Source organism: Asaia sp. A2, assembly GCF_057319415.1.
This window is the reverse complement of sequence record NZ_JBXWTO010000001.1, coordinates 134,782-148,307: the sequence shown is the minus strand read 5'-3', so window position 1 is coordinate 148,307 and position 13,526 is coordinate 134,782. Positions and strand designations below refer to the sequence as shown.

The 13,526-nt window shown below is 61.8% G+C and carries 12 protein-coding genes; 4 read left to right on the top strand and 8 right to left on the bottom strand.

Features of this window, described 5'->3' with window-relative positions; genetic code table 11:
- Positions 1-27: 27 nt before the first annotated feature.
- Both mutS and murJ read right to left on the bottom strand, forming a co-directional pair.
- Entirely contained in the window at positions 28-2,673 is a 2,646-nt protein-coding gene (mutS, locus tag ACWNRM_RS00710; protein WP_485169041.1) for a DNA mismatch repair protein MutS, read from the bottom strand.
- A gap of 241 nt (positions 2,674-2,914) precedes the next feature.
- On the bottom strand, positions 2,915-4,468 hold the full coding sequence (gene murJ, locus ACWNRM_RS00705) for a murein biosynthesis integral membrane protein MurJ (RefSeq protein WP_485169040.1): 1,554 nt from the start codon (positions 4,466-4,468) through the stop codon (positions 2,915-2,917).
- Between the two features lie 480 nt (positions 4,469-4,948).
- On the opposite strand from murJ, the gene ACWNRM_RS00700 reads away from it, so the two are divergent.
- Entirely contained in the window at positions 4,949-5,584 is a 636-nt protein-coding gene (locus ACWNRM_RS00700; protein ID WP_485169039.1) for a LysE family translocator, read from the top strand.
- Positions 5,585-5,670: 86 nt separating this feature from the next.
- On the opposite strand, the gene ACWNRM_RS00695 is transcribed toward ACWNRM_RS00700, so the two are convergent.
- Positions 5,671-6,159: a glutathione peroxidase gene (locus ACWNRM_RS00695; RefSeq protein ID WP_485169038.1), complete on the bottom strand. Its 489-nt coding sequence runs from the start codon at positions 6,157-6,159 to the stop codon at positions 5,671-5,673.
- A 227-nt stretch (positions 6,160-6,386) separates the two neighbouring features.
- Between ACWNRM_RS00695 and ACWNRM_RS00690 the strand changes: the two genes are divergently transcribed.
- The 3 genes from ACWNRM_RS00690 to ACWNRM_RS00680 all read left to right on the top strand — a co-directional run bounded on the left by ACWNRM_RS00690 (position 6,387) and on the right by ACWNRM_RS00680 (position 9,082).
- Entirely contained in the window at positions 6,387-7,628 is a 1,242-nt protein-coding gene (locus ACWNRM_RS00690; protein ID WP_485169037.1) for a NupC/NupG family nucleoside CNT transporter, read from the top strand.
- 154 nt (positions 7,629-7,782) lie between these two features.
- Positions 7,783-8,700: an MIP/aquaporin family protein gene (locus ACWNRM_RS00685; protein ID WP_485169036.1), complete on the top strand. Its 918-nt coding sequence runs from the start codon at positions 7,783-7,785 to the stop codon at positions 8,698-8,700.
- 85 nt (positions 8,701-8,785) lie between these two features.
- Positions 8,786-9,082 carry a superinfection immunity protein gene (locus ACWNRM_RS00680; protein WP_485169035.1) on the top strand — a complete coding sequence of 99 codons (297 nt, stop codon included), beginning with the start codon at positions 8,786-8,788 and terminating at the stop codon, positions 9,080-9,082.
- A 42-nt stretch (positions 9,083-9,124) separates the two neighbouring features.
- Here ACWNRM_RS00680 and ACWNRM_RS00675 read toward each other — a convergent pair whose 3' ends face one another.
- From ACWNRM_RS00675 to hemC, 5 genes are read right to left on the bottom strand one after another with little or no spacing between them, the layout of a single operon-like run.
- Complete coding sequence (locus ACWNRM_RS00675; RefSeq protein ID WP_485172133.1) at positions 9,125-9,835, bottom strand: TylF/MycF/NovP-related O-methyltransferase; 711 nt, start codon at positions 9,833-9,835, stop codon at positions 9,125-9,127.
- Positions 9,836-9,857: 22 nt separating this feature from the next.
- Positions 9,858-10,823, bottom strand: a complete 966-nt coding sequence (locus tag ACWNRM_RS00670) for an NAD(P)H-dependent glycerol-3-phosphate dehydrogenase (protein ID WP_485169033.1) — start codon at positions 10,821-10,823, stop codon at positions 9,858-9,860.
- On the bottom strand, positions 10,820-11,677 hold the full coding sequence (locus ACWNRM_RS00665; protein ID WP_485169032.1) for a 23S rRNA (adenine(2030)-N(6))-methyltransferase RlmJ: 858 nt from the start codon (positions 11,675-11,677) through the stop codon (positions 10,820-10,822). Before ACWNRM_RS00665 ends, ACWNRM_RS00670 begins: the two co-directional genes overlap by 4 nt.
- Positions 11,674-12,420 (bottom strand): uroporphyrinogen-III synthase, encoded by a 747-nt coding sequence (locus ACWNRM_RS00660; RefSeq protein WP_485169031.1) that lies wholly within the window; start codon positions 12,418-12,420, stop codon positions 11,674-11,676. The genes ACWNRM_RS00665 and ACWNRM_RS00660 overlap by 4 nt, the downstream gene beginning before the upstream one ends.
- The gene (hemC, locus tag ACWNRM_RS00655) at positions 12,413-13,522 is read right to left on the bottom strand and encodes a hydroxymethylbilane synthase (RefSeq protein WP_485169301.1); all 1,110 of its coding nucleotides are present in this window, start codon (positions 13,520-13,522) and stop codon (positions 12,413-12,415) included. Before hemC ends, ACWNRM_RS00660 begins: the two co-directional genes overlap by 8 nt.
- Between the last annotated feature and the right edge of the window lie 4 nt (positions 13,523-13,526).

The window sequence follows — 13,526 nt, the reverse complement described above, 5'->3', positions numbered from 1 at the left end:
GTTAAGGAATACCTGAATTTGCTATCTTCAGGTCAAATCGTTCTTTGTTTCAAGCGCAAGTTTGCGTAGCGCGTAGAGGGCCTCCAGAGCGTCGCGCGGCGAGAGGGTGTCGGGGTCGATCGTTTCCAGCGCTTCACGCAGGTGATCTTTCGCCACAGGGGGAGGCGGGGCGGCCTCAAATAGTGGGAGTTGCGGCCCACTGCGTCCCTGATCGCGCTCAAGGGCTGCCAGCAGGCGCGTGGCACGTTGCACGACCGGTAGCGGAACGCCGGCCAGCTGGGCTACATGCACCCCCCAGCTCCTGCGCGCCGAGCCCTTGCGCACCTCATGCTGGAAAATCACCTCGCCCTGCCATTCGCGCACCGCCATGGTGAAAGGTGTCAGCCGGGGCATCGAATCGGACAGGCTGCACAGCTCATGAAAATGCGTGGCGAAGATGGTGCGTGAGCCGAGCTGCGAGTGAAGCGCCTCAAGCGTGGCCCAGGCGATGGCAAGCCCGTCCAGCGTAGAGGTGCCACGGCCGATCTCGTCCACCACGACAAGGGAGCGCGGCCCGGCCTGACGCAGGATGGCGGCTGTCTCGGTCATTTCCACCATGAAGGTCGAGCGTCCGCGCGCGAGGTCATCAGCAGCGCCCACGCGGGAGAATAGGCGATCGACGATGCCGATACGGGCTTTCTCCGCCGGAACGGGCAGGCCGGCCTGGGCGAGGATAACGGTGAGGGCCGTCTGGCGCAGGAAGGTCGATTTGCCGGCCATGTTGGGCCCGGTCAGCAACATCACGCGCTGGTCGGGCGGCAGGTGGCAGTCATTGGGGATAAAGCGCGTGGCACGGTCCAGGGCAGCTTCAACCACAGGGTGACGGCAGGCCTTGAGCGCAAAGCTCTGATCCAGTGTCATCTCGGGACTGCACCAGGTGCCACCCTGGGCCAGACGCGCACTGCCAGTCAGCACATCGGCCAGAGCAAAAAGCTCAGCCAGTTCGGGCAGGGCAGGATGGGAGACAGTTTCGGCAACCAGCGCGGCAAACAGGCGACGCTCCAGCGCACCGGCGCGGTCGGCGGCCTCCAGAATAGCCCGGTCGAGGTCGAGCAGTTCCTCTGTGGTGAACCGCACCAGATTGGCAGTGCCCTGCCTGAAGGAAAGCTCGGGGCAATCCCGGAGCCTCGCCCCATGTAGCGCCGAGGTCTCGATGATGTAACCCAGTTGCGCGTGATGTTTTATCTTGAGCGTGGCAACGCCGAATTTTTCGGCATAGCTTTGCTGCAATGCCGCAAGGGTACGTTTGCTGTCGTCACGCAGGCCACGGTAACGATCAAGATCGGCATCGTAGCCGGTGGCGATGACCCCGCCATCCTCGATACGGGCGGGCAGGGAGTCCGACAAGGATTTTTCAAGCGTCTCCAGCAGGGCATCGGCGCGGCCGTACAGCCCGGCGAAAAGCGCCCGGATGAGCGAAGGTGTTGCATCGTCGCAAACCGGTTCGAGCAACGCCACGAGCGCGTCAGCCGCTTGCAGCAAATCACGTGTGGCAGCCAGATCACGCGGCAGGCCGCGCCCCGCCGAGAGGCGGCCCAAGGCGCGGGCAAGGTCGGGACTGCGCCGCAGGATGGGCGTTATCGCCTCCATCAGCCCCGGCTGGGCACCAATCCAGCGCCAGCCTTCCTGGCGGCTCTGGATGAGCGTCAGATCGGTAGAGGGGGCTGCAATCCACTGGGCGAGCAGACGTTGCCCGGCTGCGCTGACACAGCGATCCACCGCTGAAAAAAGCGTATGGGTGGTTGTGCCGTCTCTGGCCTGTACGAGATCGAGGCTGGCACGTGTCGCAGGGTCAAGCCCCAGCGTTTCGGAATCATCCCGTCTGAGGGGGCGGGCGATACGGGGCATCGCGCCGGCCTGACTGCGACGCACATAATCAAGCACCAGGGCGCCTGCACGGATCTCTTCGTCGGTGAAGTCGCCCAGAATGTTGATTTGAGGGACTTCAAAAATCTGCGCCATGCGCGTCCGTGCTGAGTCGATGCCAGGCGGAACCATGTTGGGGGCGACGCGCAGCGCGAAGGACTCCGGGACAAGCGCCGGGTCGGCAAGGATCTCCGACGGGTCGAGGCGGGCGAGCAACTCCTCGATCTGGGTACGCGGCAGCGTCGTGGTTTCAAACGATCCGGTGGAAATATCGATCCACGCCGCGCCGCACGCGTCGCTGCCGCGTGGTTTGCGAGCGGGGGCGGAAAGGGCGAAGAGAAGGTTGGGGCGACCGGCCTCAAGCAATTCGTCTTCGGTCAGCGTTCCTGCCGTGACAAGGCGCACGATAGCCCGCGACAGAGGGCCTTTCTGGGGTGGGTCACCCGCCTTGCGTGCGGCTTCGGTCTGCTCCGCCACAGCCACACGAAAGCCGCGACGAATCAGGCGGGCAAGATAAGCCGGGGCGGCCGCAACCGGGACGCCACACATGGGGATCGGCTCTTCGTTATGCTTGCCCCGTGTGGTCAGGCTGATATCGAGCGCCATCGACGCTGTTTCGGCATCGGCGAAAAAAAGTTCGTAGAAATCGCCCATCCGGAAAAACAGCAGCGCATCGGGTTCCTGCGCCTTGAGTGAAAACCACTGCGCCATGGCAGGTGTTGCCCCCTCGGCAGAGGGGATTGCACCCGTAATCGCGGGGGTCGTCATGCTGGATATCGGGTCTGTATGTTGCGCCACATCGCACAAATTCTAACGTTACAGCGCGGTCCTGTGAACACTCTGTTAAGGCACCAGACGCAATCGCCTTGGAGCCATGATTATTTTGCAACGCTTGACTGTGCAGTCAGGAAGCCCCCGACATGCCGCGGCGACGACTACGCAGGCACGGAGAGAGACGATGCGAGGGGTGCCATCATGCTCCGGCCTGTGTTTGGGGCATTGCTGTTTCTTAGCGGGTCCGACCGCGGCGCAGCACACGGCGAAGCAGACGGTCAGGCTGTGCAACCCCGAAGGCCCAGAGCGCGGCGAGGTAAACCACACCAGCCAGCCCCATGAGAATGCCAAGCATCATCGCCCGCATGAGGCCATGCCACATGACCAGACCCGGCGCGATGAGGCGTGCCAGTGTGACCGTGACAAGGGCCATGAGAAAGGATGCGGCGATGACACGCAGCAGGCGGCCAACCAGAGCCGCATCCGGACGGAATACGGATCGCCTGTGCAGGATGACGGCAAGGAAGCCGAGATTGACCAGAGCGGCAATCGTACTTGCCAGCGGTGGTCCGACATGGGTGAGCGGGCGATAGAGGGCAAGATTAAGCGCGAGATTGAGCGCAAGGGTGAGAAATCCGATGCGCACTGGCGTGCGGGTATCCCCATGAGCGAAAAACCCGGGTGACAGCACCTTGATCAGAATGAAAGCGGGCAGGCCAAGGGCATAAGCCCGTAGCGACTGCGCTGATGAAAGCGCGTCTTCGGTCGTGAATTTTCCGTAGCCGAAAAGCGTCGCCATGATTTCAGGTGCAAGGGCCAGCAGGCCGAAACAGGCTGGAAAGGTCAGGATAGAGGCATAATCAATGGCCTGATTGAGCGTTTTCTGTCCGCCTGCCGCGTCGCGCTCGGCGGCATGACGGGTCAGGACGGGCAAAAGCGTCGTCCCTGCGGCGGCCCCCAGAACACCCAGTGGCAGCTGGTTGACGCGATCGGCAAAGTAGAGCCACGAGATCGATCCCGCAGGGAGCAGGGTGGAAATCAGCGTATCGACGGTCAGATTGAGCTGTGTGGCGCCAGAGCCAACCAGCCCCGGCCAGAGCCGACGCAGCATGTCGCGCATCTCGCCCGTCAGGCGGGGGCGCGGCAGGGTCAATCGTACACCGGCCCGTCTGACCGACCAGAGCAAAAGGCCAAGCTGGACGAATCCTGAAACCGTGATTCCGATGGCGGTCCAGGTGGCGGTGTCGTGAAACACCAGCGCGCCCAGCAGGATAGTGGCGATGCCCACAATATTGAAGGAAACATAGGCCCCGGCTGCCATGGAGAAGCGATGCAGCCCGTTGAGCACGCCCGCCACCAGAGCAGCTGTGCAGATCAGGATCAGATAGGGGAAGGTGATGCGTGTGAGGGTGACCGCCATCTCGAAGCGGCCCCCGGCATGGTTGAAACCCGGCGCGATGATCTCGATGATCCAGGGCATGAACACTTCGCCCAGGATCGTGAGACCAAGCAACCATGCGCTGAGGCAGCTCAGGGCCTGCGAGGCAAAGCGCGAGGCATCTTCCTGACCGTGCGCTGTCAGACGTTCGGTAAAGAGGGGCACGAAGGCTGCGTTGAAAGCGCCCTCGCCAAAAAGCCGCCTGAACATGTTCGGCAGCCTGAAGGCAATCTGATAGGCGTCCTGCACCGGGCCAGCACCCAGAAACGCTGCAAGAAGCTGGTCACGCACCAGACCAAGGATACGGGACAGCATGGTCCAACCACCGACGGTGATCAGGTTTCGGAGCATTCCGGGCTTCCAGTCAGAGAACAAGCTAAAATCGAACGCGCCTCTTTAGACGCAACGACGCTGGAGCGCCATCGGGGCTGGGAGGATTGGCTGCGGGGTCATGAGCTATGACAGGGGCCAGCCATCGCGGCAGAGAATGGCTTTCCTGTGGCGGTGGATGAACGTGGCGAAAAATGGATGCCGTTCGATCAGGACCGCACGCAGGTATGGACAGCCTTGCCTCCAAAGCCAGACATATCCTGAGTTTGTCCCCCTATGCCGACAGGCCGCTCTCTTTCGCACGTTATCTGACGGTTCGATCGTGCAGAAAAGGCATGGCTGCCCCCACGAGCTTTTTCTTGTGGGCAGCCATCTCCCGGGGCTAGAGAACGCCCCTCGGGCCGTGCGCTGGCGGGATTACTCCTGCAAGCCCCCAAAGGCGGCCCGGCATCGAGAGAAGATGGACCCGGTCAGCCGGATGTCGAACGAGGCGAGCGAGAGATGAGCCCCATAGTGCTTTCACTGACCAGTTTTGTCCTCGCGGCTGGGGTATTCACCCTCGTCCCCGGGCTCGATACGGCTTTCGTTCTGCGCAGCACGACCATATCAGGAACACGCACAGGATTCTGTGCGGCGCTCGGCATCACGCTCGGGCTTTTCGTGTGGGGAGCAAGCGCCGCTTTCGGGCTGACGGCGTTGCTCGCAGCCTCAAAACTTGGTTTCACTATCGTGAAATGGGCGGGCGCCATCTATCTGTTCACTGTCGGGATACGCCTGCTGCTCCAGCCCCGTGGTAAGGCCACACCCGGTGACGCGTTGCGCGGTGTCACCCTGTCTGGTCGGCAGAGCTTTCGTCAGGGGCTGACGACAAATCTGCTCAATCCCAAGGTTGGTATTTTCTTCATTACCTTCCTGCCGCAATTCATCCCGCATGGGGTCAATTTCGTCGCATTTTCGCTGCTGCTGGCGGGAATTCAGGTGCTGTTGACGCTCAGCTGGTTCACTTTGCTGATCCTCATGACCGTCAGGCTGGGGGCCTTTTTATCCCGCCCCGCCACTGTAAGGATTCTTGACCGTGCCACGGGGGGTATCTTCATGGCCTTCGGCCTGCGTCTTGCCCTCGAACGCCAGGGCTGAGACTTTTCCTCATCGCGCCTGGGGATAAGTTGCTGGCGCAGCTGCGTGGCAGAGGCTCCGACCCGCGCACGGGCCGGGCGGGATCTTCAGCGATCCATCACCGCACGCATGACGCTGGCCTTGAAGCGATCTGAATCGGGGGCGGTGAGCGGCGTGTACCAGTTGAGCAGCTCACCCTCACGCGAGATGATGTATTTGTAGAAATTCCAGCGCGGACGTGACAGGATTCCGCCCCTGTTGGCCAGCCAACGAAAGAGTGGCGTGGCCTCCTTGCCCTTGACGGTCGATTTGGTTGCCATGGGAAAGCTGACGCCATAATTGCGCGAGCAGGTGGTCTGGATGTCGGAAGCTGTTCCGGGCTCCTGCTGGCCGAAATCGTTGCTTGGCACACCCAGCACCACAAGGCCGGATTTGCCGTAATGGCTCCAGAGATATTGCAGCCCTTCATATTGCGGGGTGAAGCCACATTTCGAGGCCGTATTCGCAATCACGACCGCCTTGCCTCTGAAATCGGCCATCGAGATCGGCTCGCCGCACAGGGCGGGTATCTGCAAATCATAAAAACTGGTCGTCATGTCCGTCCGTCATGCCTCGTTATGAGCCTGATCGCCACTGTGGCTTTCCGCTGGACAGCGTGCAAGCATCCCGACACAGTAAAACCTTTCGCGAGTAGAACGGTTCCCGCAGGTCGTGTCTCGACGCTGGCCCTCTATCGTGTTGTAACTCCTCGAATCTCTCCTCCCGCTTGGGCGCAGTTTCACGCTTTGCGCGGGCCAGGAATGAATGAACTGAAGGGCCGTTGATGTTCCTGCGCGGTTTGGTTGGTATGGCAGTGCTCATCGCGCTGGGTGTGCTTCTTTCGAATAACCGGAAAGCCATAAATTTCCGTCAGGTGGGTATTGCTCTGGCGCTGCAATGCGGCATCGGTGCTCTGGCGCTTTTCGTGCCGTGGGGGCGCAAGCTTTTCGGGGCGCTGGCCGATGGCGTCGGGGCAGTGCTGGCCTATGGGCAGGTGGGCACGCATTTTCTGTTCGGCGGTCTTGCGGGGCCCAGAATGGATACTCTGTTCGGGCAGGACAGCTTCGTGTTTGCCTTTCAAGTGTTGCCGGCCATTGTCTATGTCTCGGCGCTGATTGCCCTTTTCTATCATTGGGGCGTCATGCAGGCGCTGGCCCGTATCATCGGGCAGGGTCTTTGCCGTGTGCTCGGCACAACGGCCATCGAATCCTTTTCTGCCGTCATGACCGTGTTTCTGGGGCAGAGCGAAATGCCGGTGGTGCTGCGGCCCTATGTGAACAAGCTTCGTCGCGCCGAACTGTTCACGATCATGAGTTCTGGCACCGCTTCGGTTTCCGGTTCCGTGCTGGCTGGTTATGCGGGGCTTGGTGTGCCCATGCATTATCTGCTGGCGGCGTCTTTCATGGCGATACCGGGCGGACTGCTTTTCGCCAAGATTCTCTGGCCTACCCCGGAGGATGCCGTGCTGGCAAAAGAGCCCATGCCGCGCGCCGTGCTCGAGACATCCGGTGTTTTCGATGCGCTGGCCGAGGGCGCGATGAGCGGGGCCCGCGTGGCCTTTGCCGTGGGTGCCGTTCTTGTTGCGTTTGTCGGCATCACCGCACTGGTCGATGGCGTTCTTCACGGTTTGGGCGGGTGGCTCCATCTGCCAGGGATGAGCCTCTCCACGCTTCTGGGCGGGCTGATGGCGCCGCTCGCTTGGCTGATCGGTATTCCCTGGGCTGATTCCCTGACCGTTGGGGGGCTTCTTGGGCAGAAAATCGCCTTCAACGAATTCGTCGCCTATGTTGGGCTATCGCCGCTTATCCACGCGCACGCGCTCTCTGCTCATAGCCTTGCGATCGTCTCGGTCGCGCTGTGCGGCTTTTCCAATTTCTCGAGCGTGGGGATCCTTATCGGTGGCTTCGGCAGCGTGGCTCCCGAAAGACGCGCCGAAATCGCCACCATCGCTTCACGCTGTGTGATTGCCGGGACGCTCTCCAATCTCATGAGTGCTACGATCACGGGGCTTTTTATTGCCGCCTGAGCCAGTGTCCCCCAAAAGCCTCATATAGACCCTGTCATGGCGAGGGCGCCACAGGCGATCTGGCCGGTTGGCAACGGGATTTCTCGATCCCGTAGATCTGACCCGCTCAGGATGGCAGGGCGCAGGCCGGCAGAGGAAGAGGGACAGCTCAGGCATGGTGGATGACACACCCGGCAAGCAGGACCTTCACACCCTTTATCCCGATCCCCATGACCGCCCTCTTATGGGGAAGCCCGAGCCGGGCAAGAACCTTCATACGCGGCTCTATATCTGCGAGTTCTGGGCGACCTGCCTGCTGATGATCGGAGGTGTCTGCTCCAATGTTGCCATAGGCTCACCGCATAGCCCGGTTGCCAGAGCGTTGATTGACTGGCCCAATCTGCTCAGTGCCCTTGAAGGGCTCGTTTTTGGGTTAAGCTCCACGCTTGCAGCCCTTTCGCCTTTCGGGCGTGTCAGCGGCGCTCATCTGAGCCCGTCGATCAGCCTGGCATTCTGTCTGGGCCAGCGTCTGGCCCTGACCGATATGGCATTTTACATGCTCGCCCAGATTTCGGGTGCCGTCATGGGAACAGGACTCGTTGCGGCGAGCGGCCTTATCTGGCCTGCCTGGGGGCTCTGGTGCCAGTCATCACGCTTTGCGGCGACCGTGCCTTCGCCCTTTGTGCCGCCGTGGTGGGCCTTTGTAGGTGAGATCAATACGACCGCGATCCTCGTTGCTGTCGTCCTGCTCTGCGGTGCGCGGCCCGCGCTGAGACGGTTTGCAGCCTGGGCGGCAGGTCCGGTGTTTTTCGTACTTAATCCCTTCGAGGCCTGGCTTTCAGGCGACAGTACGAATCTCGCCCGGAGCGTCGGGCCGGCGCTGATATCGGGATCATGGGAGCATTTCTGGGTTTATCTGCTCGGCCCCTTCGCTGGGGCCAGTATCATGATCGTCCTGATACGGGCTGAAGCGTTTGGCAGGGTTCATCTGCACGAAGCGCGTCTGGCCTATTTCGGTCATGAAGGGCGCGCCCCATTTTTCCTGTCGAGATGGTTCAGGCACAAGGGCCGTGCGTCCGGCGAGGCGAGATAGTTACTTTAAAGCAATGAATGGTTGCATTGCGTCATCTATCCATGCCGCTTAACGTTATCTTATCGAAACAGATGGAGACGTTATCATGTTGGATAAGAGCGCGCTGCTGCACCGCCTACATGATCATGATCCGCTGACTCTGGTTCTTGTTGGGCTTGTCTGTTTCGTCTGGGTGTTTCTTCCGACGCTTGTTGCAGGGCTGCGCCGTCATCCGTCTTTCCGGATGATCGCGCTGATCAATCTGGTGTTTTTCTGGGAGTTCTGGATCTGGATGCCGCTCATGGCGTGGGCCTTCATGGATCGGCCCGGCGATGCGATGGTGGCCCGTTTCGAGCGCTTGCGCGGCGTCGTAAGGAGTATTCTACCCGGGCGAGGCAGGTAGCTCCCGACCCACAAGGGCCACCCTTGCTGTAATATCGGCGGGTCAGTCCTGACGGGGGTGACGGATGATCATGGCCTGCGTGGTAGGCAGTTCAATGACATGCTCCGGCTTGTCTGCCAGAAATTCGGCGAAAGCCTGCGAAACGCCATAAATGATGGAATAGTCATGCGTGAGAATAATGCCGCCGGGGATCATGCGCGGATAGAAATAGGTCAGCCCGGCCAATGTCGCTTCGTACAGATCAACATCGAGATGGACGAAGCTGTAGCGTTCATCGCCAAGCGAGGCAGCGGAGTCCGGAAAGAAGCCGGGGTGAAAGGCAACATTCTCATACCCTGCAAGCTTGCGTCTAACTGAATCGAGCGTGCCGCAGAACTCACCCTTGGCAAAGACCTTGCCCTCTTTGGCGCACGGCGCAGGCAGGCCCTCGAACGTGTCGAACAGGTGAAGCCTGCGGTGATTCTTCACCATGCAGAGCAACTCCGCCGAGGCCCCGCGATAGACACCGAACTCGGCCATATCACCGTCATACACGGCCTGCGCCTGCGCCAGTTCATGAAGCACAAAGGCTTCGTCACTGCTCAGGAGTGAATCCGTGCCTGCGCGCGCCTTGTCGAGACGACGCAGTGTCACCGGATGCTTGTGCCCACCGAGCAGCTTCCTCTGCATCATGTTGTGCACACCAAATGTCAGAAACCGGACGAACCGGTTCCGGCTGACAAGGCGACGCATCGCTTCATTGCGCATCCACATGATACTGTCCTTTTCGTTGTTCTTATTCGACGGTGATGGGCCGCTCGAGAAGGTGACGACGCGCCTGGGCGAGGTCGATTTCCCCTGCCAGAAAGGCCGAGACGGTTTCGGTAATGGGCATGGCAATACCGAGCGCCTTTGCTCTTGCAGCCAGGGCAGGCGCCGTGGCGACGCCTTCAGCAACCGTGCTGCGTGTGCCAAGAATTTCGGCCAGGCTTGTCCCGCGCCCGAGCTCGAGACCAAGGCTGTAATTGCGTGAGCCTGCCCCCGTGCAGGTGAGAATAAGATCACCCAGACCGCTGAGGCCCGCTATCGTTGCAGGACGCCCCCCCATTGCTGCGGCGAGGCGACCGATTTCGACAATGGCGCGCGTGATCAGCGCCGCGCGTGCATTCTCACCAAGCCCTGCGCCAATGGCGATCCCGGCGCCGATGGCGACGACGTTCTTTGCAGCGCCGGCAATCTGCACCCCAAGCGGATCATCGCTGGCATAGAGACGAAAATGCGGCGAGGAGAGCAGGCCAACATAGTGATGGGCTTCATCGAGCGACGCCGCGGCGATGGTGGCTGCAGCCGGTGCGCCCATCGCGACCTCGATCGCAAAATTCGGGCCTGACAGAACGGCGTGAGGCCGATCGGGCTGGGTTTCGCGCAGAATGTCGAGCGGGAGATCTCCCGTGCCCAGTTCGAGCCCCTTGCAGCAGGCAATGAGCGGTGAGGTCCCCTTGAGGCGCGGTGCGACTGACCTGAGCGTCTGCATGGGCACCACCAGCAGTGTCAGATCGGCGTGTTCAGGCAGGTCGGATGTGATGTCAACCGCATCGGGCAGGACGGCAGCAGGCAGGCGGGGTAGTGTTCGCGTGCCGGGTGCCACGGGGGAGCGTGACCAGAGCGTCACGCGAGCGCCGGCACGGGCGCTGGCGCAAGCCAGGGCGATACCCCAGGCTCCGGCACCGATAACGGCGATATGAGGGGAGATGGCTGTCATTCTTCCACGATCCGGGTCACTTCCGCGTAGCCTTCACCGTCCGGTGAAAGGACGGGCGCAATGGAGTTGAGAAACACTCTGGCCTGATCCTCGAAGCGATAGGGTGGGGCGATGACGGTCAGGCCGCATCCATTGAGCCGGGCAGGATCGGTGGGCTGTCGCAGATAGAGGCTGCAATCGACGATATCACGCAAACCCATATCGCGCAGCGTATCATGAAAACGGCGTACCGGGGCGCGATGCTTGATGGGATACCAGGCGGCGACAATCCCCATAGGGAAAGCACGTCTTGCATTGCGCATGGCACTCGCGAGGGTATCGAACTCGTCCGTTTTCTCAAAAGGCGGGTCCATCAGGACGAGGCCGCGTTTGAGGTCACGCGGCGGCAGAAAGGCCTTGAGCGCGCCATAACCATCGCGTTCATGCACCGCAACTTGCGGTTGGTCGCGAAAGTTGCGCTTGAGTATGCGGGCGTCATCGGGATGAAGTTCGCAACAGATGAGCCGGTCCTGAGGGCGCAGCACCGAGGCGATTAGCGCGGGTGAGCCGGGATAGTGGTTTGCCGGACTATCGGGCGCGTTGAAGCTGCGCACGATCGAGAGGTAATCAGTCAGTTCCTCGGGCGCTGTTTCGGGCAGGGCCGGTGCGTCATGGAAAGCGCCGATGCCCTCGCGCCATTCTCCGGTCTTCTGCGCTTCGGTTGCGTCAAGATCATAGAGCCCGCAGCCTGAATGGGTGTCGAGCACGCAAAAACCCGCTGGCTTGCGCAGCAGATGGCGAAGGATAACGAGCAGGAGCCCGTGTTTCATCATGTCAGCGAAGTTGCCTGCGTGATAGGCGTGACGGTAGTTCAACGGGCGTCTTTCCTGAGTTGCGTGTCGGGTGCTGGAGCGCTTGAGGGGCCGAGCAGATTCAGCAGCGCCTCTTGCTCCGGTCGTGCGGCGATGGCGATATCGGCGAAAGACGATGGCCTCAGCGCGTCGCCAATCTGGTCCGACAGGGCAAGCGCCCGCACCGTTGCGAGAAGTGCGCCGTCTGGCCCCAGCGCCGATAGAAACGCACGGGCTGTCGCGGCCGAGTAAAAGAGAACAGCGGCGATACGCTGTTGGGCCAGCAACGCCCGAGTGGCGTCATCCAGCCTGCCGGCGGGGACGGTATGGTAAACCACCCGTCTTGTAACGCGCCAGCCCTGGCTGCGCAGGTCACGCGCCAGCGGACTCCCGAGCCCGCGTCCGGTCGCGAGGAGGAGAGAGGGGTCTGACTGGGGGCGACCGAGATGCTTCAACAGGGAGCGAGCATCGCCATCGGCATGATCGACATGACTGAAGCCACAGGCGCGTGCGCGCTCGGCCGTGCGTGCGCCGACTGCCGTCAGCGGCGTTTGCGGTGGAAGCACATCACGCAGGGAGTCGAGGCTTTGCCCGCTGGTAACGACGATACGACCGACAGGGGATAGGGGACGCAACGGCATAGGCATGATGCGCAGCATGGGGGCCAGATGTGGCTCCCAGCCCAGCGCCTCCAATGCACGGCGCGTATCGCTCAGTCCCGGTTCCGGGCGTGTGACAAGGACCGTCCGGCGCGGCGTCTCAGCCATGATCCTCAAAGATATCGGCAGGGGAATCGGCACGGAGCGACAGGCCGAGTTCGCGCCCCAGACGCAGGGCCTCGGTCGGCTCGCCGCAGATCTCGCGTTGCAGGAAGAAGGAGCCATCCTCGCGGGCCACCAGACCTGTCAGGACAAGCTCGCGATCTCCGAAATGACCGCGCCCGCCGGGTTGGGCCTTGGGGCGCAGCCTGGCATAGCCACCTATCGGCGTGCGGCACGAGCCATCGAGCACATCCAGAAGCGCGCGCTCTGCCGTCGCAACAGCGCGTGCTTCGGGGTCTTCTATCGCCGCCAGCAGGTCGAGCAGTTCACGGTCTTCCGAGCGAACCGTCACGCCAACGATACCCTGACCGGCTGCCGGAATCATGAAATCGGTGTCGAGCACGATATCGGCCCGGTCTTCCATGCCCAGACGGCGTAGCCCGGCCAGAGCAAGAAGGGTCGCGTCGCAAGCGCCGCCTGCGAGCTTGTCGAGGCGTGTCTGCACATTGCCGCGTATCAGCCCGAACCGCAGATCGGGGCGCCGATGCAGCAGCTGGGCCTGGCGACGCACAGAGGCACAGCCGATCCTGGCGCCAAAGGGCAGGGCATCGAGCGGGGAGTGACCGGCTGCAACCAGCGCCTTTGCCTTGTCACGCAGCGCCGGGCTCAGGATCAGCACATCACGTGCATCCTCACGCTTGAGCGTGCAGGCCAGTGTCAGCCCGGCAGGCAGAACCGTTTCGAGATCCTTGAGGCTGTGAACGGCGAAGTCGATCTGCCGTGCGAGCAGGGATTCGTGGATTTCCTTGGCGAACAGCCCTTTACCGCCAATTTCCGACAACAGGCGGGACTGGACCTGATCGCCTGTCGTGTTGATCGGATGTTCCTGAAACGCGCCCATGTCACGCAGCACCGGACAGAAACGGGTCAGCCGCGTCAGGAAAGCCCTCGTCTGCACAAGCGCCAGCGGTGAGCCGCGCGTGCCCACGCGGAGCGGCAGGGAGTGCCGTGAGGTCGGCGGATGGGGCGAGGCCTGTCGGCGCATGGCTTCAGCAGCAACCTGCTGCAATTGCAGGCTCTGGGTCATGAGCGCTTCGGGCATCGTCATCTGT

Coding starts and splice junctions, on each gene's coding strand:
- mutS (WP_485169041.1), bottom strand. CDS start 2,673: ATGACGACCCCCGCGATTACGGGTGCAATCCCCTCTGCCGAGGGGGCA.
- murJ (WP_485169040.1), bottom strand. CDS start 4,468: ATGCTCCGAAACCTGATCACCGTCGGTGGTTGGACCATGCTGTCCCGT.
- ACWNRM_RS00700 (WP_485169039.1), top strand. CDS start 4,949: ATGAGCCCCATAGTGCTTTCACTGACCAGTTTTGTCCTCGCGGCTGGG.
- ACWNRM_RS00695 (WP_485169038.1), bottom strand. CDS start 6,159: ATGACGACCAGTTTTTATGATTTGCAGATACCCGCCCTGTGCGGCGAG.
- ACWNRM_RS00690 (WP_485169037.1), top strand. CDS start 6,387: ATGTTCCTGCGCGGTTTGGTTGGTATGGCAGTGCTCATCGCGCTGGGT.
- ACWNRM_RS00685 (WP_485169036.1), top strand. CDS start 7,783: ATGGTGGATGACACACCCGGCAAGCAGGACCTTCACACCCTTTATCCC.
- ACWNRM_RS00680 (WP_485169035.1), top strand. CDS start 8,786: ATGTTGGATAAGAGCGCGCTGCTGCACCGCCTACATGATCATGATCCG.
- ACWNRM_RS00675 (WP_485172133.1), bottom strand. CDS start 9,835: ATGTGGATGCGCAATGAAGCGATGCGTCGCCTTGTCAGCCGGAACCGG.
- ACWNRM_RS00670 (WP_485169033.1), bottom strand. CDS start 10,823: ATGACAGCCATCTCCCCTCATATCGCCGTTATCGGTGCCGGAGCCTGG.
- ACWNRM_RS00660 (WP_485169031.1), bottom strand. CDS start 12,420: ATGGCTGAGACGCCGCGCCGGACGGTCCTTGTCACACGCCCGGAACCG.
- hemC (WP_485169301.1), bottom strand. CDS start 13,522: ATGACGATGCCCGAAGCGCTCATGACCCAGAGCCTGCAATTGCAGCAG.